The organism is Streptomyces sp. NPDC025833 (assembly GCF_055558055.1).
In genome coordinates this window covers 434,597-453,082 of sequence record NZ_JBVHNF010000004.1, presented here as the reverse complement: position 1 = coordinate 453,082, position 18,486 = coordinate 434,597, and the positions used below count along the sequence as shown (strand labels likewise).

The 18,486-nt window shown below is 71.7% G+C and carries 16 protein-coding genes and 1 rRNA gene; 10 read left to right on the top strand and 7 right to left on the bottom strand.

Going from position 1 to position 18,486, the window contains the following annotated elements; genetic code table 11:
* Window positions 1-99: 99 nt before the first annotated feature.
* Together rrf and ACZ4K2_RS09515 are read left to right on the top strand one after the other, a co-directional pair.
* A 5S ribosomal RNA gene (gene rrf / locus ACZ4K2_RS09520) occupies window positions 100-216 on the top strand.
* Window positions 217-278: 62 nt separating this feature from the next.
* Window positions 279-845 carry a GNAT family N-acetyltransferase gene (locus ACZ4K2_RS09515; protein ID WP_467471229.1) on the top strand — a complete coding sequence of 189 codons (567 nt, stop codon included), beginning with the start codon at window positions 279-281 and terminating at the stop codon, window positions 843-845.
* On the opposite strand, the gene ACZ4K2_RS09510 is transcribed toward ACZ4K2_RS09515, so the two are convergent.
* The 6 genes from ACZ4K2_RS09510 to ACZ4K2_RS09485 all read right to left on the bottom strand — a co-directional run bounded on the left by ACZ4K2_RS09510 (window position 842) and on the right by ACZ4K2_RS09485 (window position 8,021).
* Window positions 842-2,407 carry a type VI secretion protein gene (locus ACZ4K2_RS09510; RefSeq protein WP_467471227.1) on the bottom strand — a complete coding sequence of 522 codons (1,566 nt, stop codon included), beginning with the start codon at window positions 2,405-2,407 and terminating at the stop codon, window positions 842-844. The genes ACZ4K2_RS09515 and ACZ4K2_RS09510 overlap by 4 nt on opposite strands.
* An 11-nt stretch (window positions 2,408-2,418) precedes the next feature.
* A complete protein-coding gene (locus ACZ4K2_RS09505) occupies window positions 2,419-3,831 on the bottom strand; it encodes an ATP-binding protein (RefSeq protein WP_467471225.1) in 1,413 nt (470 codons plus the stop codon).
* Between the two features lie 14 nt (window positions 3,832-3,845).
* Window positions 3,846-5,399, bottom strand: a complete 1,554-nt coding sequence (locus ACZ4K2_RS09500) for an SCO6880 family protein (protein WP_467471223.1) — start codon at window positions 5,397-5,399, stop codon at window positions 3,846-3,848.
* Window positions 5,396-6,724 carry a hypothetical protein gene (locus ACZ4K2_RS09495; RefSeq protein ID WP_467471221.1) on the bottom strand — a complete coding sequence of 443 codons (1,329 nt, stop codon included), beginning with the start codon at window positions 6,722-6,724 and terminating at the stop codon, window positions 5,396-5,398. The genes ACZ4K2_RS09500 and ACZ4K2_RS09495 overlap by 4 nt, the downstream gene beginning before the upstream one ends.
* A complete protein-coding gene (locus ACZ4K2_RS09490) occupies window positions 6,714-7,541 on the bottom strand; it encodes a DUF8175 domain-containg protein (protein WP_467471219.1) in 828 nt (275 codons plus the stop codon). The genes ACZ4K2_RS09495 and ACZ4K2_RS09490 overlap by 11 nt, the downstream gene beginning before the upstream one ends.
* 171 nt (window positions 7,542-7,712) lie before the next feature.
* On the bottom strand, window positions 7,713-8,021 hold the full coding sequence (locus ACZ4K2_RS09485; protein ID WP_014673544.1) for a hypothetical protein: 309 nt from the start codon (window positions 8,019-8,021) through the stop codon (window positions 7,713-7,715).
* A 486-nt stretch (window positions 8,022-8,507) separates the two neighbouring features.
* Here ACZ4K2_RS09485 and ACZ4K2_RS09480 point away from each other — a divergent pair, with 486 nt between their 5' ends.
* The 4 genes from ACZ4K2_RS09480 (at window position 8,508) to ACZ4K2_RS09465 (ending at window position 12,192) form a co-directional block, all read left to right on the top strand.
* Window positions 8,508-9,302 carry a trypsin-like serine peptidase gene (locus tag ACZ4K2_RS09480; protein WP_467471217.1) on the top strand — a complete coding sequence of 265 codons (795 nt, stop codon included), beginning with the start codon at window positions 8,508-8,510 and terminating at the stop codon, window positions 9,300-9,302.
* 196 nt (window positions 9,303-9,498) lie between these two features.
* Window positions 9,499-10,500: a C40 family peptidase gene (locus ACZ4K2_RS09475; RefSeq protein ID WP_467471216.1), complete on the top strand. Its 1,002-nt coding sequence runs from the start codon at window positions 9,499-9,501 to the stop codon at window positions 10,498-10,500.
* Between the two features lie 230 nt (window positions 10,501-10,730).
* Window positions 10,731-11,435 carry a phosphatase PAP2 family protein gene (locus ACZ4K2_RS09470; RefSeq protein ID WP_467471214.1) on the top strand — a complete coding sequence of 235 codons (705 nt, stop codon included), beginning with the start codon at window positions 10,731-10,733 and terminating at the stop codon, window positions 11,433-11,435.
* A 16-nt stretch (window positions 11,436-11,451) separates the two neighbouring features.
* Window positions 11,452-12,192, top strand: a complete 741-nt coding sequence (locus tag ACZ4K2_RS09465) for a hypothetical protein (RefSeq protein ID WP_467471212.1) — start codon at window positions 11,452-11,454, stop codon at window positions 12,190-12,192.
* Between the two features lie 68 nt (window positions 12,193-12,260).
* Here the strand turns inward: ACZ4K2_RS09465 and ACZ4K2_RS09460 are convergent, their stop codons facing one another.
* Complete coding sequence (locus tag ACZ4K2_RS09460) at window positions 12,261-13,829, bottom strand: FAD-binding oxidoreductase (RefSeq protein WP_467471209.1); 1,569 nt, start codon at window positions 13,827-13,829, stop codon at window positions 12,261-12,263.
* A 369-nt stretch (window positions 13,830-14,198) separates the two neighbouring features.
* On the opposite strand from ACZ4K2_RS09460, the gene pstS reads away from it, so the two are divergent.
* From pstS to pstB, 4 genes are all read left to right on the top strand, one after another.
* A complete protein-coding gene (gene pstS / locus ACZ4K2_RS09455; RefSeq protein WP_467471207.1) occupies window positions 14,199-15,326 on the top strand; it encodes a phosphate ABC transporter substrate-binding protein PstS in 1,128 nt (375 codons plus the stop codon).
* A 113-nt stretch (window positions 15,327-15,439) separates the two neighbouring features.
* A complete protein-coding gene (gene pstC / locus ACZ4K2_RS09450; protein WP_467471204.1) occupies window positions 15,440-16,447 on the top strand; it encodes a phosphate ABC transporter permease subunit PstC in 1,008 nt (335 codons plus the stop codon).
* Entirely contained in the window at window positions 16,444-17,505 is a 1,062-nt protein-coding gene (gene pstA / locus ACZ4K2_RS09445) for a phosphate ABC transporter permease PstA (RefSeq protein ID WP_467471202.1), read from the top strand. The genes pstC and pstA overlap by 4 nt, the downstream gene beginning before the upstream one ends.
* 46 nt (window positions 17,506-17,551) lie before the next feature.
* Window positions 17,552-18,328, top strand: a complete 777-nt coding sequence (gene pstB / locus ACZ4K2_RS09440; RefSeq protein ID WP_467471200.1) for a phosphate ABC transporter ATP-binding protein PstB — start codon at window positions 17,552-17,554, stop codon at window positions 18,326-18,328.
* Window positions 18,329-18,486: the final 158 nt, after the last annotated feature.

The window sequence follows — 18,486 nt, the reverse complement described above, 5'->3', positions numbered from 1 at the left end:
GGGCTTGTCCTCAGTTGCTCGCGTCCACTGTGTTGGTTCTGAAACCACGAACAGCCCCACCCGTGTGCGGGTGGTGTGGCGTTCACAGTTTCATAGTGTTTCGGTGGTCATAGCGTGAGGGAAACGCCCGGTTACATTCCGAACCCGGAAGCTAAGCCTCACAGCGCCGATGGTACTGCAGGGGGGACCCTGTGGGAGAGTAGGACGCCGCCGAACAAATTTTGGGAAAACCCCCGCATCGAAACGATGCGGGGGTTTTCTGCGTTTACGGTGGGCATATGAGCCTGCCGACCGAGAACGACTACCTCATCCGTGCCATACGCCCCGACGAATGGGAGCGGGTGAAGCGGCTCCGGCTGGAAGCGCTGCGGGACCCGATCGCGCATCTCGCCTTCCTGGAGGAGTACGTGGAGGCCGCTGCCAAGCCGGACTCCTTCTGGCAGGGCCGGGCCACCGGCTCCGGTGCCGGCTCCAGCACGGCCCGGCAGTTCGTCGCCGAGGCGCCCGACGGGACATGGGCCGGCTCGGTCACCCTGCTCGTGGAAGAGGCCGGCACCGAGGACTGGGCGGGGAACCCGGTCGACCGGCGGCAGGGACATGTGGTCGGTGTCTTCATACGGCCCGAGCACCGCGGGAACGGGCTCGTCGAGGCGCTGTTCGACGCCGCCGTGACGTGGGCGTGGGAGCGGGACGCGGAGGGCGTCCGGCTCTTCGTCCACCAGGACAACACCCGCGCCCAGACGGCGTACCGCAGGATCGGCTTCGTACCGAGCGGCCGCGTCGTGGCGTTCGTGAAGGACGAGGCGCAGACCGAGCTGGAGTTCGTCCTGGAACGGCGGGCCTAGACCGGGAGTTCCTGGTGCGGCCAGCGGGAGCGGGCCTGCTCGCGGGAGCGGAGCAGGGCGAGCGCGGGCAGCCCCTGGTCCGCTCCCGAGGCCAGCAGGGACGGCAGTTCGGGGAGCGGGGCCACCGCCGCGATGTCGTCCAGGACCAGGGTGAGTGGTGGGTCGAGCCGACCGGAGGATGACCGTTCGGCCATGCGCCGGCCGCGCTCGACCACGCTGGAGACGAGGGCCGTCAGGAGCGGCATCGCGCCGGGCGCGCTCCGCGGGTCCTCGATGGATTCACCGACCACGTAGAGCGTGCCCCCTTCGGCGACGAAGGAATCCAGGGCCAGCGCGTCACTTCGGTGCGGAGTGCACGACTCGCGGATGTTGACCGTGGACAGCGCCGCCAGGGCCCTGCCGGTCAGCTCCTGGGCGACGTCCCGCCGTTCCGGGTGGGCGGTGAGCGCCGCCTCCAGCTCGCCGGCGGCGCCCGGGGCGGCCTTGGGGTGGGTGCGCAGGGTCCGTACGGCGTCCTGGACCTGGGTGCCCTGGGCCCAGCGGTGGACGTGCCGGACGGTGCGGTTCTCCAGGGCGGCGGCGTGCAGGTAGCTGCGCAGCAGGGTGACGGCCGTGTCCGCCACCGCCTGGTCGATCTTGGCGGTGGGCCGTACCGGGGCGAGCAGCGCCGTCGCCCGGTGCAGTGCCGTCGCCCGGTCCGCGCAGCCGGCGGTGGGCGACCAGTGCAGCCGGGCCGGGGTGTCGCAGCGGTGCGTGGGGTCGTAGAGGAGGCCGGGCCCCAGCTTCGCCCTGGCGTCCTTGGTCCGCGCCCACAGCTCCGGGTCCGACGTCACCACGAGGACGGGGCCCGGCGCGTCCTGGACGGCCTGCGCAGCGGCCGCCCTGCGGGCCTCGGGCGGGGCGTAGAGCACCGGGCCGTCCCTGCGGTCGGGCTCCCACCCGGTCGGGGGCCCGCCGGCGGCCTGGAGGGCGGGGGCGGGCCCTTCGGCGGCGGTCTCCCGGGCGGGCTGCGCCGGGGGCGGCGGCTCGTACCGGGGCGCCGGCACGTCGTGCTGCGGAGCGGGTGGTGCGAGTGCTTCCCCGTGCGGCGTCCCGGCCGCCTGCCGCTCGTACGGCGCCCGGGGGGCCGCGGGCCGCTCGTACGGCGGCTCGGCTGGTGCGGCGGGGCGCTCCGCGGGGAGGCCGGGGGCTCGCCGGGCCCGGCCCGCGCGCCAGCGGGCCACCGTGCTCAGCGCGAACATGGTGAGCACGAAGAGGATCATCAACTGGCCGATGAACAGGCCCCAGAAGAGGCCCCAGCCGGACAGCTGGTCCGGCGGGGTGCCCGGCCAGGCCCCGGCGAGGTCGTGCGGCCGGCCGATGAGATGGCGCATGGCCAGGGGAGTGCGGGTGAAGGTGACGCCGTCGGGCCAGGCGCCCCGGGTGAACCAGGCGCCGAGGCCCGCGGCGGCCCACACGAGGACGGTGACGCCGAGGAGGAACGCGAGGACGCCGAGCAGCAGGCCGTCGGGGATGCCGCCCCGGCTTTCCCGGTGGCTGTCACGGCGGTCGTCCGGTCTCACCCCGCGCTCCCCTACGCCACCGTCGACTCGGAGTCGCCCAGGTGCTGTTCCACGAAGGCCGCGGCCCGCTCCTCGGCCTCCAGCTCGGCAGCGCGCAGGGCGTCGTCGGGTGTCAGGTCGCTGGAGGACTCGGTCATCGCGCGGTCGGTGAAGACCAGTGGCCGTTCCGTCTCGGTGATCAGGTGCTTGACCACCTGGACGTTGCCGTTGACGTCCCAGACGGCGATGCCGGGCGTGAGCGTCGGGATGATCTCCACGGCCCACCGGGGCAGCCCGAGTACCCGGCCCGTCGCTCTCGCCTCGTCCGCCTTCTGGGCGTAGATCGTCCGGGTCGAGGCCATCTTCAGGATGGCCGCGGCCTCCTTCGCCGCGGCCCCGTCGACCACGTCGGACAGGTGGTGGACGACCGCCACGAAGGACAGGCCCAGCCGTCGTCCGAACTTCAGCAGCCGCTGGAAGAGCTGGGCCACGAACGGGCTGTTGATGATGTGCCAGGCCTCCTCGACCAGGAAGATGCGCTTCTTCCGGTCGGGGCGGATCCAGGTGTGCTCCAGCCACACGCCGACGATCGCCATCAGGATGGGCATGGCGATGGAGTTGCGGTCGATGTGGGACAGGTCGAAGACGATGAGGGGCGCGTCGAGGTCGATGCCGACCGTGGTCGGGCCGTCGAACATGCCGCGCAGGTCACCGTCGACCAGCCGGTCGAGCACCAGGGCGACGTCCAGGCCCCAGGCCCGCACGTCGTCTATGGCGACGTTCATCGCCTCGGCCGACTCCGGCTCGGGGTGCCGCAACTGCTCCACGATGTCGGTCAGGACGGGCTGGCGGTCGACGATGGTCTCGTTGACGTACGAGTGGGCGACCTTGAGGGCGAAACCGGAACGCTCGTCCAGGCCGCGCCCCATCGCGACCTCGATGATCGTGCGCAGCAGCGCGAGCTGCCCGGTGGTGGTGATCGACGGGTCGAGGGGGTTGAGGCGGATGCCGTGGTCCAGGGCCGCCGTCGGGTCCAGCCGGATGGGTGTTATCCCCAGCTCCTGGGCGATGAGGTTCCACTCGCCCACCCCGTCCTCGCCCTGCGCGTCCAGCACGACGACCTGGCGGTCCTTGAACCGCAGCTGGCGCATGACGTACGTCTTCTCCAGCGCCGACTTGCCGTTGCCGGACTCGCCGAGGACCAGCCAGTGCGGGGCCGGGAGCTGTTGGCCGTAGAGCTGGAAGGGGTCGTAGATGTAGCCCTTCCCGGAGTACACCTCGCGGCCGATGATGACGCCGGAGTCGCCGAGGCCGGGCGCGGCCGTGGGCAGGTAGACGGCCTGGGCCTGGCCCGTGGAGGTGCGTACCGGCAGCCGGGTCGTCTCCACCTTCCCGAAGAGGAAGGCGGTGAAGGCCTCGGTGAGGACGGACAGCGGGTCCCGCATCGGTGGATCAGCCCCTACCGTCGGATGCCGGTGGCGAAGGGAAGTGTGTTCACGAAGGCGCGGTGGTGCTCGCGGTCGCACCACTCCAGCTTGAGGTACGACTTGCCCGCGGACGCCCTTATCGTGCGCTTGTCGCGGGCGAGGGCCTCCGGGGAACGCGAGGAGACGGTGATGTAGCCGACGAGGTTGACGCCGGCGGCGCCGCTGGCGAGGTCTTCGCCCCGCTGGTCGAGGCGGTTGTGCGCGGCGATGTCCCGCGGGTCCACCGTCCGGTTCATCTTCGCGGCGCGGGACGCGTCGGCCTCGTCGTTGGTCTTCTCGGTCAGCATGCGCTCGATGGCGACCTCGGTGGGTTCGAGGTCCATGGTCACGGCGACCGTGCGGATGACGTCCGGGGTGTGGACGAGGAGCGGGGCGAGGAAGTTCACGCCGACCGGGGTCATCGGCCACTCCTTCACCCAGGCGGTGGAGTGGCACCAGGGCGCGCGGGTGCTGGACTCCCGGGTCTTGGCCTGGAGGTAGGTGGGCTCCATGGCGTCCAGCTCGGCCGGCCAGGCGTTGCGCTTGGTCATCGCCTGGATGTGGTCGATGGGGTGGTCGGGGTCGTACATGGAGTGGATGAGGGAGGCCAGCCGACCCTGGCCGAGCGGCTGGCGCACCCGGATGTCGGCCTCCTGGAGGCGCGAGCAGATGTCGGTGAGTTCGCGGGCCATGACGACGGCGAGGCCGCCGTCCCGGTCGACCTTGCCGCCGTGGGCGCGGGCGGCGCGGGCCATGGCGTTGGCCTCGGCGGCGAGTTCACGGCCGTAGTGCATGCACGCGACGAGGTAGGCGCGGTGCTGCTCGCTGCTGGTGGACACCATGGACTGGAGCTGCTCGTAGGAGTCCTGGAGCCACTCCGGGGAGCGGTCGTCGCCGCGCATGACGACGTCCTTGGCGTGCGCGTCCGGGTCGGCGGGCAGGGTCCGGGCGAGCATCTGGAGCCGGGTGACGAACCCGTCGCCGTTGGCGACGTGCTTGAGGAGGGTGCCGAAGCGGTCGACGAGGGCCTCCTGGTCCTCGGAGTCGCGCAGTCCGACGCCGGGGCCCTCGATCTCGATGGCGGCCGTGACCGTCTTGCGGTCGGCGTGCAGCAGGACGGCGATCTCGTCGGGGCCGAAGGGCGCGGCGAGCCAGGTGATGCGGCCGATGCCGGGGGGCGGGCCGACCTCGATCTCGCGTCCGTCGAGCCGGGTGCCCGCCTCCATGGTGGCGGAGCGGTAGGCGGCGCCGGTCTTCACGGTCCGCTTGTAGCTGCGGTTGATCTCGAACCACTTGTAGAACGTGCGGCGCTTGTACGGCACGTAGACCGCGGCGAGCGCGAGCAGCGGGAAGCCCGTCAGGAGCACGATCCGCAGGGACAGGACCGGTACGAGGAGACCGCACATCATGCCGAGGAACGCGCCGGCGATGATCAGGGCGATCTCGCCGGACTCACGGTTGCGGCCGACGATCGCGTTCGGTCGGGCGCGGCCGATGAGATACGTACGGCGGGGCGTGACCGGATGGGACAGGGACTCGGTCGTCAACGCCCTTCACCTCCCGAGCGGTTGTTGCGGGTGTTGCTTGCGTGCGGGGTGTTGACCGGGCTGGCGGAGCGGGGCGCGGGCGTGGCGGAGGGGACGGCTCCGCCGGCGGGGGTGCGGCCGCTGTGGGCGGCGACGCCGCCGGCGGCCGGGTTGGCCGGGCGGGGCGTGCTGGAGCCCTGTCCGCCGCCGGCTCCGTTGCTGTCGGCGCGGGTGCTGTGGGTCTTGATGCCCTGGGCGACGAGCGTGGCGGGGGAGCTGATGACGGCGGCGGCCTTGCCCTCGGCGCCCTGCATGAGGCGGTTGTTGCGGCCGTTCGCGATCTCGTCGCCGAAGCCGGGGACGAAGCGGTAGATCATCGCGCTGGCGAAGATGGCCAGCAGGATGATGGCGAGGCCGGAGACGACGGCGGAGAAGGCGTCGGGGCCGTCGCCGCCGGAGAGGGCGCCGGCGAGGCCGAGCACGATCACGATGACGGGCTTGACGAGGATGACGGCGATCATGATCCCGGCCCAGCGGCGTACGTGGCCCCACAGGTTCTTGTCGACGAGCCCGGCGTAGACGACGGTGCCGAGGAGCGCGCCGACGTAGAGGAGCGCGGCCCTGATGACGAGCTCCAGCCACAGGACGCCGGCGGCGAGGATGCTGACCAGGGAGACGACGATCAGCATGATGGGGCCGCCGCCGATGTCGGTGCCCTTGTTCAGGGCGCCGGAGAAGGTGCCGAAGAACGTGTCGGCCTGGTCGCCGGTGGCCTTCGCGAGGACGTCCGTGACGCCGTCCGTCGCCGAGACGACGGTGTACAGGATCAGCGGGGTGAAGGCGGAGGCGAGCACGGTCAGCCAGAGGAAGCCGACGGCCTCGGAGATGGCGGTGGTCAGCGGCACGCCCCGCACGGCCCGCTTGGCCACGGCGAGCAGCCAGAGCAGGAGGGTGAGGATGGTGGAGGCGGCGAAGACGATGGCGTACTGCTTCAGGAACGCCTGGTTGGTGAAGTCCACGGTGGCGGTTTCCTTCACCGCACCACTGAGCTTCTTGACGGTCCAGGAGGCGGCGTCGGCACACCCCTTGGCGAGCGAGGCGAGGGGGTCCAGGGATTCGGTGAGGGGGTTCTTGGGGGTGCTGCGGGACCCGCCGGTGCCGCCCGACTCGCAGAACTTCCTTGAGGGAGGGGCGAGCAGGGAGCAATCGGTGCTCGTGCTGGGTGACGGCGTGGGAGAAGGGGTCGGAGAGGGGGCCGCGAAGGCCCGTGCGGCCAGGAGCACGGTGGTCGCCTGTACGGCACCCACCAGACCGGCGAGCTTGAGCAGGCGCTGGCTACCGGGCATACGTGAACCCTCCGAACTCCTTGACCGCCTTGCCGATCACGTCGGCGCCGGAGACCGGGTTGTCTCCGGTGATCGGGGTGGGACCTGTCCTCTGGCTGGTCTCCAGCACCTTCCAGTCGTTGCCGACCCACGTCAACTTGAAGGTGACGGTGGACCAGCCGCTGGTCACAGGGCTGTTCAAGCTTTCACCGGCCACGCCGAAGAGCGTGTTGCACCAGACCTCGACGGTGGCCGCGTCGGTGCCGTAGGAAGTCGTCTTCGTACCGGCCGGCAGCGTGCGGTCGACGAAGATCGCACCTGTGGGAGCGCTGCCGTCGGCGTTCAGGCCGACGTTCTTGAGGAAGGCTGCCGAGTAGTTCGCGTCGAAGGCCGACTTGAGCCGGCTCGTGGCGCTCGGATCTGCCAGCGTCTCGATGATGCTGTGCCTGCTGGCGGTGTCGACCATGCTGTCTGACCACAGGACGACCGCGTAATTCGCCGCCGCGCTCTGTGCGCCCTGTTCCGTGTGGGCGAAGCCGGTGGGGATGTTGCCGGTCTTCGTGTCCACCGGCCTGCTTCCGCTCGCCGCGGTCGGGGCCGTTTCCGGTTGGGCGGGCTTCGCCTGGGTTCCGTCCCCCGACGCGTCACCGCCCCGGTTGGCGAAGGCGATCGCGGCGATGAGGAGGACGACCACGCCGACCACCGTCACCAGGCTCCGGGAGGGGGCCCGGTGGGGGCGGCGGGGGGCGCCGCCGTAGGGGTCGGTCTCGGGGAGGCGGGTGCGGGTCTGGCCCGTGCCCGCGTAGTCGCCGTAGCCCTGCTCGTCTCCGGGACTCATGCCGCGTACGCCCCCTCCACCTCGTAGACATACGACGGTAGCCGTGCTGGTTTCCGCGCGGGCGCGGTGTGGTGACTCGACATCAGGGAGACGCAACCTCAGCCGGTGGGCACGACGGGTGGGTGGGGTGGAGGGGGCAGCCGTGACCGGGTGTGCCCGGGGCGGGTGGGTCTACACCGCCATGCCGTACACGATGGTGAACAGTGTGCCGAGGGATCCGATGATGAAGACCCCGGTGAGGCCGGCGATGATCAGGCCCTTGCCCTGTTCCGCGCTGAAGGTGTCCCGGAGGGCCGTCGCGCCGATGCGCTGCTTCGCCGCACCCCATACCGCGATGCCGAGGCAGAGGAGGATGGCCACGGCCATGACCACCTCGATCATCACCTTGGCCTCGTTGCCCAGGCTGCCGAAGGGGCCCCAATCCGGAGCGATCCCGCCGATGATGGTGTTGATGTCTCCCTTGTCGGCCGCAAAGAGCATGTAAGTCACCGCCCCTGGTGGGTAGTTCCGCTGGTACCCCTGCGGTGTGCAGAGGTCAGGCCTCATTGTCGCCGACAACGCCGCCAACGTATGTCGACTTGACGTCATTGACTGGCGGATTTCGTACGTATGGCGCGTCCGGTCACTCTGTGTATCACGGCAGGTCACGCCGGGCAATGAAGTCCGACCGGAACCTTCGTGTGGTTCGGTCGTTGACCCTCTTTACGGCCTGGCACGGTAGCCGACGGCCGGCCGGTCGAGGCGTCGCGTCGATGGTCTCACGGGGTGGAAGAGGGGCGGCCGGCCGCGGAGCGGGGCGCAGGGGGCTCGCCGAAGGGCCCGGCCGTGCGCGGTCGTCCGGGGCGGCGCGGGGGCCGTCCGCCGGTGGCCACGGGTTCGACACGGGGCGGCTCCGTGCGGCGGTTCACAGGAAAATCTCAGACAAGCCGAGGCGGGTTTCTCAGGTTCGCGGGAAAGAGATGGGGCGTGACGAAGCGAACCCCACGCATCTCGCCCACCTCACGGCCCGCACTGCTCGGAGCCGTGGCGCTGCTCGCGCTGACCTCGGTCTCCGTGGCCACGGCCGACGACCGGCGGAGCGCCCGTACCGCCGCCGACGCCGGCACCACCCGCACCGTGCCCGCCGTGCACAGCCGGCCCGACGACCGGGTCGGCGTGCTGTTCGCGTCGGACGGGTCGGGGGGACCGGCCGGCGGCCACTTCTGCACCGCCTCGGTGGTGCACAGCCCGCGGGGGGACCTCGTCGTCACCGCGGCGCACTGCGTGGGCGCGGACAGCGTGGACCTGGTGTTCGCGCCGGGGTACCGGGACGGGCGGGCGCCGTACGGGATGTGGCAGGTGACGCGGCGGTTCCTCGCCGACGGATGGAGCCCGGACGAGGACGAGGACAGCGACCTCGCGCTCGTCACCGTCGCCGACCGGGACGGCAGGCGCCTGGAGGACGTGGTCGGCGCCAACCGGTTCGCGACCGGTACGGCCACCGGCGCCACCGCGGTGACGGTCACCGGCTACCCCGAGTCCAGTGAGAAGCCCCTCACCTGCACCAACCGGCCGGTCGCGCACAGCGGCACGCAGCAGCGCATCGACTGCCCCGCCTTCACGGGCGGCACCAGCGGCAGCCCCTGGATCACCGGCGACAGCCGGGTCGTCGGCGTCCTCGGCGGCCACGAGCGGGGCGGCTCCACGGCCGACATCTCCTACAGCGTGGTGCTGGGGGACAAGGCGGCGCAGCTGTACCAGCAGGCCACGGCCGCGTTCTGACGGGCGGTCACGGGCCGCCGCCGGACCGCTCCGCCGGACGACGGGGGTCCGGGCCGCGTCGCCGGCCGCCGTCCGGGAGCCGGAGCCGGAACTCCTGTGACCAGCGTGACGTCATCTGCGCACCCCGCACGGTGAAATGACGCCAGATCACGTGAATGAGGTCTTGGAGTCGCCTTCCATGGGGGAAAGTTGAACCGTGCGAAAGGTATGGGTGTTTGGTGGGGCGGCCGTCGCGCTCGGCGCGGGCTTCGTCGCGCTGCTCGTGGTCGGGGTGTACATCGTGGCCGGGAACCTGATCAACGGGGCGACCTCGGGGGGCCGGGGGCTGGCCAAGGGTGCCGTGCCGGCGGCCTACAAGTCGCTGGTGCAGCAGTGGGGCAATCTCTGCCCGGCGATCACCCCGGCCCTGCTCGCCGCCCAGCTCTACCAGGAAAGTGGCTGGAATCCGACCGTCGTCAGCCCGGCCGACGCCCGCGGCATCGCCCAGTTCATCCCGAGCACCTGGGCGACCCACGGCATCGACGGCAACGGGGACGGCAAGCGCGACATCTGGGACCCGGGTGACGCCATCCCGTCGGCCGCCTCGTACGACTGCGAGCTGGCGAAGTACGTGAAGGACGTGCCGGGCGACGTCTCCGACAACATGCTCGCCGCCTACAACGCCGGCGCCTACCGGGTCATCAGGTCCGGTGGCGTGCCGGCCATCAGCGAGACGCAGAACTACGTCAAGCGGATCCGCAGCCTGGAGAAGAGCTTCGCCGCGCCGGTCAGCCGGGTCGACCCCAGCCGGCAGGCCGCCGGTGCCATCGCCTTCGCGCAGAGCCGGCTCGGCACGCCCTACCTGTGGGGCGGCAACGGCACGGCCGACCAGGACGGGCGCTTCGACTGCTCGGGCCTGACCAAGGCCGCGTTCGAGAAGGTCGGCATCACCCTGCCCCGGGTCGCCAACGACCAGTACAACGCCGGACCGCACCCCTCGCGGGACGAACTGCTCCCCGGTGACCTGGTGTTCTTCTCGGACGACCTCACCGACTCGCGGGCCATCCGGCACGTCGGCATCTACGTCGGCGGCGGATACATGATCGACGCCCCGTACACCGGTGCCGTGATCCGTTTCGACCCGATCGACTCGCCCGACTACTTCGGGGCGACCCGGGTAACCGAGGATGGCGCGAAAGCGCTCCCCACACAGGTGTGAACCGAGCGTGCAGCCACCGCCTGAGCTGCGATGACGAGTCTCTCTTCGATAACGTCTGCGTGATCATTCGGTGGAGAGTGGAACGGACGAGTGGGGGCTGTGCGTTCCTGTTGACGTAGCCGAGCGGACGTCAGTGCGGCAGTGCAGCGGAAGCGGATCTACGAACCACGGGGGGCAGGAGCGACGCACACCCGGTGCGTCCGGACGAACGACGAAGGGGCCGCAGCACCATGGCTGTACTCGCCGAATCCGGATCGAACCCCGACGTCGGCCTGCTCTACGACATCAACGGCCTGGCCAAGGACGCCCCCGGCTGGTTCGACCGGGTCATGGAGTTCGTCGGCGAGTACGGGCTGCTGCTCGCCATGGTGCTGCTGGTGCTGTGGTGCTGGTGGACCGTGCGGCGCCGGGGGGGCGAGGAGGCGGCGCCCTCGGTGGCCGCGCTGGTGTGGGCTCCGCTCGCGGCCGGGCTCGCGGTACTCGTGAACGTCCCGATACGCGGTTTCGTGGAGCGGCCCCGCCCCTTCGTGGACCATCAGGGCCTGGACGTCCTCGTCGACGGCAAGACCGACTTCTCCTTCGTCAGCGACCACGCGACGCTCACCATGGCGCTCGGCGTCGGGCTCTTCGTCGCCAACCGCCGCTTCGGGCTCGCCGGCATCGGGCTGGCCCTCCTCGAGGGCTTCTGCCGGGTCTACATGGGCGTGCACTACCCGACGGACGTCGTCGGGGGCTTCGCGCTCGGCACGGCCGTCGTCCTGCTGCTCTCCCCGCCGGCCTCGGCCCTGCTCACCCCGCTGATGCGGGCCGTGGAGCGGTCGCCCCGGGCGGGCTGGATCGTCCGGCGCCGGCCGGCGCCCGGCACCGGCCCGGACACCCTGCTGTCGGGCGGTCGCAAGCCGGTGGAGACCGAGGAGCGCGACCTGGCGGCGTAGTCCCGCGCCGCGCCGCATGACCGAGCTCTTCGTCCCGGTGCGCCTGCCGCCCACGCCGCCCGACCGGGCGCCGGGCACGACGGCCGTGGCTATGGCGCCGTACGACATGAACGCCACGGACGACCGGAACCCGGTCGGGGAGCGGGACGGGTGGGTCCCGCACGCGCGGCCCGGCACCCCGTACCTCGTCCGGCCCGGGCACGACGGCGACCGCGGGCTCCTCACCGACGGCACCCTCCCCGGCCACGCGGCCGCGAAGGCGCCGCCCGGCCCGCTGGAGGGCCGCGGCGGCCCGCGCGGGCCGCTCGACCCCGCCGCGATGCGCCGGCGGGCGGTACGGGAGCCGGCCGCGGCGCGCGCCGTCCGGGAGGAGCCGGCCGCGGCGCACCCGCCGGCCCGCCCGCTCGACTCCTTCGTGGCCCGGCACGAGGCAGACCCGGCCGGCTACCCGCCGGCCCCGGCCCGCCGTGAGCACCTCGACCAGCCGCTGGTGCGCGCGGCGGCCCGGCGGGCGGCGAACGGTGACCCGCGCCCGGGCGCCGCGCTGCGCACCGCCGGCCCGGTCGCCCACTTCGCCCGGGACCACGCGGCGGCCCGGTCGGACGCCCCGCGCACCGCGGTGGCCGGCCACGCCCCGCTCACCCTCGACGGCCGCAGGCGCGATGCCGGTTCCACGGGCCACCGGGAGCGGGCCGACGCCCACCCGGAGGGCCTCGCCCCGGAAACGGTCCCGACCGGCGCCCTCTGCCACCGCTGACGCCCCCGACGCCACAGGCCCCGGGCCCACCGACGGTGCCCCTCCGCCGGTACGGGGGCCCCGTGCCGCTACAGACCCTGCTTGTACGAGAAGAAGCGCTCGGGGTCGTAGGTCTTCTTCACCTTCGCCAGCCGGGGTGCCGCGTCGCCGTAGTACGCCTTCTTCCAGTCCGTCAGCGTCGGGTCGGTGTAGTTCTGGTAGGCGGCGCCGGAGGCGTACGGCTTCATCGCGCCGTGGGCCGCGGACAGCCAGGACTGGGCCGTGGCGCCGGAGGACCCCGCGCCCCAGGAGGCGATGTACTGGGCCAGCATCCGGGAGCGGCGGTGGACGAACGCGGTCGCGGTCGGTGAGACCCGGTTGACCGCGCCGCCGAGCGCGGTGAACGCGATGCTGCCCGCGCCGCCCCGCGCCGAGGCGATCTGCCTGAGCACCGTCTGGATGCCGGCCGCGGAGAGCGAGCGGTCGAAGAAGTCGGAGCGGGCCGCGTACGTCTCGCGGCCGAGCCTGCCCTGCGGGGAGCGGCCCGGGGTGGAGCCGGGCAGGTGGCACTGGGCGTCGGTGGCGAAGGAGGAGCAGCCGGCGTAGATCTCCATCGCGTCCTGGTAGCCCCGGCGGCGCAGGGAGACGGAGGCGGCGTTCGCGCCGGCCAGGTGGGCGAGGCGGTCCACGGCGTTCTGCAGCTCGCCGTAGGTGCCGAGGGAGAAGCAGGACACGGAGATCGTCGGGGTGCGGCCCGGAGAGCAGGCCAGGTGCAGCGAGGACCAGATCTCGTCGGGCTGGCCCGGACCCCACTCCTGCCACGCCTTGAGGACCTTCGCGGCCTTGGACCACGGCCAGGTCAGGTAGGCGGTCACCGCCTGCGGCGCCGGGTGCGTCCGGAAGCGCAGCTCGGTGACGACGCCGAAGTTGCCGTTGCCGGCGCCGCGCAGCGCCCAGAAGAGGTCGGGGTGGTGGGTGGCGTCGGCGGTGACCTGGGTGCCGGCCGCCGTGATCACGGTGGCCTGGGTGAGGCTGTCGCAGGTGAGGCCGTAGGCGCGGGAGGCGACGCCGTGGCCGCCGCCGAGCACCAGGCCGGAGACGCCGACGGTGGGGCAGGAGCCCGCGGGTATGGTCGCGCCCTTCGCGGCCAGTGCGCGGTAGACGTCGATCAGTTTGGCGCCGGCGCCCACGACCGCCTGGCCGCCGCTGACCCGGATCCGGTTGAGCCGGGACACGTCGACGATCAGCCGGTCGTTGCCGGAGGAGTAACCCGCGTAGGAGTGGCCGCCGTTGCGTATCGACACCTTGAGGTGGTGGGCCCGGGCGTAGGCCAGGGTGGTGCGGATGTCGTCGGTGTGCGCCACGTAGGCCACCGCGGCGGGTTTCAGGCCGTCGAAGCGGGTGTTGTAGAGCTGGTGGGCCGTCTTCCACGAGGCGTCCCCGGGGCGCAGCAGGCTGCCGTCCAGGTCGCGGGCGAGGGCCGGCCAGTCGGCCGCGGCGCTCGCGGCGGCGGTCCGCAGGGAGCCGAGCGAGGACGCGCGCGTCGGGGTGCCGGTGCGCGCCGCCGGGGCGGAGGAGCCGCCGCCCGCGCTGCACGCGGTCAGTGCGGTCGCGGCCAGGGCGGCCGTGCCGCCCGAGATGAACGTACGCCGTTCCATGTCCGTCGCCTTTCCTCGGCTCTCCTTGGGACGAGACGACGGCCCGCGCCGGGGGGTTCCCCCGAACGGGTGACGAACGTTCGTACGGAGATCGAACGGGACATCGAATCGGATACCGGGCCGGAGATCGGAGGGGCGTCCGGGCGGCCGGCGCCGGGACCTCCGTGTGCCCTCCCCGTAAGCATTCCGTGACCTAACCGGGCCGATGGCAGGGGTTCACCCTCCGTTTACTTCTGGCCATCGGCGGCTTCACCTGTTCTGCCTAATTTCGGCCGTACCCGGTGCGGAGTGCGGTCACGAGACGCGCTCGGTGCCCACTACCCTCGCGCGCCGCCGACAGCGGCGGCTCCTGGAAGGAACCTTCGTACAGTGAAGCTTCAGCGCAAGAACCGGCTGCGCGCCCTCTCCCTCGGTGCTGTCGCCGTCACCGGCGCCCTTGCCCTGACGGCGTGCGGCTCCGACGACACCGGCGACGACAGCGCGGCCTCGGGCGCGCCGTCCGCCGCCGCCGGCTCCATCAAGTGCGACGACGCCAAGGGTCAGCTGCTCGCAGACGGCTCCTCCGCGCAGAAGAACGCGATCGACGCCTGGGTCAAGGCCTTCTCCCAGGCCTGCAAGGTGCAGATCAACTACAAGGGCGGCGGCTCCGGTGCCGGTGTCACCGCGTTCACCCAGGGCCAGGTCGCCTTCGCCGGTTCCGACTCCGCGCTGAAGCCGGAAGAGGTCACCGCCTCCAAGAAGGTCTGCTCCGGCGGCCAGGGCATCGACCTGCCGATGGTCGGCGGCCCCATCGCCCTCGGCTACAACGTCCCGGGCGTCGACAACCTGGTCCTGGACGCCCCGACGCTCGCCCAGATCTTCGACAGCAAGATCACCAAGTGGAACGACCCGGCGATCGCCAAGCTGAACAAGGGCGCCAAGCTGCCCGACCTGAAGATCCAGGCGTTCCACCGCTCGGACGAGTCCGGCACCACGGACAACTTCACCAAGTACCTGATCGCCACCACCCCGGACAACTGGAAGTACGAGGGCGGCAAGGCCTGGCAGGCCAAGGGCGGCCAGTCCGCCCCGCAGTCCGCGGGCGTCGCCCAGCAGGTGAAGCAGACCTCCGGCGCCATCGGCTACTTCGAGCTGTCCTACGTCAAGGACGGCCTCAAGGCGGTCTCGATCGACACCGGCGCCGGCAAGCCGGTCGCCCCGAGCTCCGAGAGCGCCACCGCCGACATCGCCGCCGCGAAGGTCGTCGGCACCGGCAAGGACCTGTCCCTGAAGCTGGACTACAACACCAAGGCCGAGGGCGCCTACCCGATCACCCTCGTCACCTACGAGATCGTCTGCGACAAGGGCAACAAGGCGGACACCCTGCCCGCCACCAAGGCCTTCCTGCGCTACATCGCCAGCGAGGACGGCCAGAAGGTCCTGCCGAGCATCGGCTACGCGCCCGTGCCCGCCGAGATCATCGCCAAGGTCCGCACGACCATCGACGGCCTGAGCTGACCTGATCCGTGAGTGCGGCCCGGTTCCCGAGCGACGCCGGGCCGCACCTTCCGGTGCACCGCCGCCACGAGCCGGGCCCCCTTCGGGTACGGCTCCGCAGACCGGAGATCCCGATGGACATATCGACGAAAACAGACGCCCCGCCTTCCAACCCGCCGGAGCCCGACGTGGCCGAACGGAAGCGCAACGCCCGCGGCGCGACCCGCCCCGGCGACCGCATCTTCCTCGGCCTGTCCCGGGGCTCGGGCATCCTGCTGCTGGCGGTCATGGCCGCGATCGCGGCCTTCCTCACCTACCGCGCGGCCCTCGCCATCAGCGACGACCACGGCAACTTCCTGACCACCTCCGAGTGGAACACCAACGTCGAGCCGCCGACCTTCGGCATCGCGGTGCTGGCCTTCGGCACGATCGTCTCGTCGGTCATCGCCATGGTCATCGCGGTCCCGGTCGCGGTCGCGATCGCGCTGTTCATCACGCACTACGCACCGCGCCGCATGTCCGGCCCGGTCGCCTACGTGATCGACCTGCTGGCCGCCGTGCCCTCCATCGTGTACGGCCTCTGGGGCGCGCTCATCCTCGTGCCGCACATGGAAGGCCTGTACGGCTGGCTCGACGAGTTCTTCGGCTGGACCGGGATCTTCTCCTGGGAGGACGGCTCCCCGCGCTCCATGCTGACCGTCGGCCTCCTGCTCGCGATCATGATCCTGCCGATCATCACCAACGTGAGCCGCGAGGTCTTCCGCCAGGTCCCGCGGATGCACGAGGAGGCGGCCCTGGCCCTCGGCGCCACGCGCTGGGAGGTCGTCCGCATGTCCGTGCTGCCCTTCGGCCGCTCCGGCGTGATCTCCGCGTCCATGCTCGGCCTCGGCCGCGCGCTCGGCGAGACGATGGCCGTGGCCACCGTCCTGTCCCCGTCCTTCGAGATCCAGGCCAGCCTGCTCGACCCGGGCGGCGGCACCTTCGCCCAGAACATCGCCAGCAAGTTCAGCGAGGCGAACGAGTTCGGGCGGGACGCGCTCATCGCCTCCGGTCTGGTCCTGTTCGTCATCACCCTGGTGGTCAACGGCGCGGCCCGGCTGATCATCGCCCGCCGCGCGGAGTACTCGGGGGCCAACGCATGAGCACCGCAGCCGTCACCGACAAGCGCCCCAGCACCCTGCGGGCCGCCAGCCTGCCCCGGTGGACGCCGTGGGCGATCGCCGCCGGCTCCGTCGCCCTGGGCCTCGGCATCAGCGCGGCCGCCGGACTGGGCAGCTCGATCCAGTGGGCCCTGATCGCCGCGGTCCTGTTCGTCCTCGGCACCTACGGCATCGCGGCCCGCGTGGAGGGCCGCCGCCAGGCCAAGGACCGGGTCGCGACCAGCCTCGTCTGGGTCGCCTTCCTGCTCGCCGTGGTCCCGCTGGTCTCCCTGATCTGGGTGACCGTCGCGCGCGGTGTGAAGGTCCTCGACCTCCGCTTCCTGACCCACTCGATGGGCGTCGTCGCCGACACCGAGGCCGGCGGCGGCATCTACCACGCCATCATCGGCAGCCTGGAGCAGGTCGGCCTCGCCACCCTCATCGGCGCCCCGGTCGGCGTGCTCACCGCCGTCTACCTGGTCGAGTACGGCCGCGGCAAGCTCGCCAAGGCCGTCACGTTCTTCGTCGACGTGATGACCGGCATCCCGTCGATCGTCGCGGGCCTGTTCATCCTCAGCCTGATGCTCATCTTCAAGATGCAGCCGTTCGGCTTCGCGGGGTCGCTGGCCCTGGCCATCCTGATGATGCCGGTCGTCGTCCGCTCCACCGAGGAGATGCTCAAGCTCGTCCCGAACGAGCTGCGCGAGGCGTCCCTGGCGCTCGGCGTGCCGAAGTGGCGGACCATCCTCAAGGTGGTCCTGCCGACCTCCATCGGCGGCATCACCACGGGCGTCATGCTGGCGGTCGCGCGCATCGCCGGCGAGACCGCGCCGGTGCTGCTGCTGGTGTTCGGCAACCCGTTCATCAACAACAACCCCTTCGAGGGCGCGCAGGCCTCGCTGCCGCTGTACATCTACCAGCAGTTCGCCAACAGCGCGGGCTCGGGAGCGGCGTACGACCGCGCGTGGGCGGCGTCGCTCACGCTGATCGCCTTCGTGATGATCCTCAACCTGCTGGCCCGCGGGATCGCCCGCTGGAAGGCCCCGAAGACCGGTCGCTGACCGCGTCCCCCCTCGACCTCGGCGACTGACTGGAAGTGAAGCGGTAATGGCCAAGCGAATCGACGTGAGCGGACTCACCGCCTACTACGGCTCCCACAAGGCGATCGAAGACATCTCGATGAGCGTCGAGCCGCGCTCCGTGACGGCGTTCATCGGCCCCTCCGGCTGCGGCAAGTCGACGTTCCTGCGCACGCTGAACCGGATGCACGAGGTCACCCCCGGCGGCCGGGTCGACGGCAAGGTGCTCCTGGACGACGAGGACCTCTACGGCACCGGGGTCGACCCGGTGTCCGTCCGCCGCGAGGTGGGCATGGTCTTCCAGCGCCCGAACCCGTTCCCCACGATGTCGATCTTCGACAACGTGGCGGCGGGCCTGCGGCTGAACGGCAGCCACCGCAAGAGCGAACTGAACGACGTCGTCGAGAAGTCGCTCAAGGGCGCGAACCTGTGGAACGAGGTCAAGGACCGGCTGAACAAGCCCGGCTCCGGCCTCTCGGGCGGGCAGCAGCAGCGGCTGTGCATCGCGCGGGCCATCGCGGTCGAGCCGAAGGTGCTGCTGATGGACGAGCCCTGCTCGGCCCTGGACCCGATCTCCACCCTCGCCATCGAGGACCTGATCGGCGAGCTGAAGGAGCGCTTCACGATCGTCATCGTGACGCACAACATGCAGCAGGCGGCGCGGGTCTCGGACCGTACGGCCTTCTTCAACCTGGCCGCGGTGGGCCAGCCGGGCCGGCTGATCGAGATCGACGACACCGAGCGCATCTTCTCGAACCCCTCGGTCCAGGCCACCGAGGACTACATCTCCGGCCGCTTCGGCTGACGGACACCGCCGCCCCGGCCCGGCCGGGGCGGCGCCGGACCCCTCGCGGTGCTGCATGGCGGTGCCACCGCGAGGACGCAGAGGGCCCGCCCCTGGCTCCCGGGGGCGGGCCCGTCGCGTCCGGCTCCCGCGGCCCCGCCCTCAGCCCGGTCCGGCCG

What these genes read in the sequence shown, in the direction of transcription:
- ACZ4K2_RS09495 (WP_467471221.1), bottom strand. Translation starts at nt 6,724, where the DNA reads ATGCCCGGTAGCCAGCGCCTGCTCAAGCTCGCCGGTCTGGTGGGTGCC.
- pstB (WP_467471200.1), top strand. Translation starts at nt 17,552, where the DNA reads ATGGCCAAGCGAATCGACGTGAGCGGACTCACCGCCTACTACGGCTCC.
- ACZ4K2_RS09515 (WP_467471229.1), top strand. Translation starts at nt 279, where the DNA reads ATGAGCCTGCCGACCGAGAACGACTACCTCATCCGTGCCATACGCCCC.
- ACZ4K2_RS09485 (WP_014673544.1), bottom strand. Translation starts at nt 8,021, where the DNA reads ATGCTCTTTGCGGCCGACAAGGGAGACATCAACACCATCATCGGCGGG.
- pstC (WP_467471204.1), top strand. Translation starts at nt 15,440, where the DNA reads ATGGACATATCGACGAAAACAGACGCCCCGCCTTCCAACCCGCCGGAG.
- ACZ4K2_RS09490 (WP_467471219.1), bottom strand. Translation starts at nt 7,541, where the DNA reads ATGAGTCCCGGAGACGAGCAGGGCTACGGCGACTACGCGGGCACGGGC.
- ACZ4K2_RS09460 (WP_467471209.1), bottom strand. Translation starts at nt 13,829, where the DNA reads ATGGAACGGCGTACGTTCATCTCGGGCGGCACGGCCGCCCTGGCCGCG.
- pstA (WP_467471202.1), top strand. Translation starts at nt 16,444, where the DNA reads ATGAGCACCGCAGCCGTCACCGACAAGCGCCCCAGCACCCTGCGGGCC.
- ACZ4K2_RS09470 (WP_467471214.1), top strand. Translation starts at nt 10,731, where the DNA reads ATGGCTGTACTCGCCGAATCCGGATCGAACCCCGACGTCGGCCTGCTC.
- ACZ4K2_RS09465 (WP_467471212.1), top strand. Translation starts at nt 11,452, where the DNA reads ATGACCGAGCTCTTCGTCCCGGTGCGCCTGCCGCCCACGCCGCCCGAC.
- ACZ4K2_RS09505 (WP_467471225.1), bottom strand. Translation starts at nt 3,831, where the DNA reads ATGCGGGACCCGCTGTCCGTCCTCACCGAGGCCTTCACCGCCTTCCTC.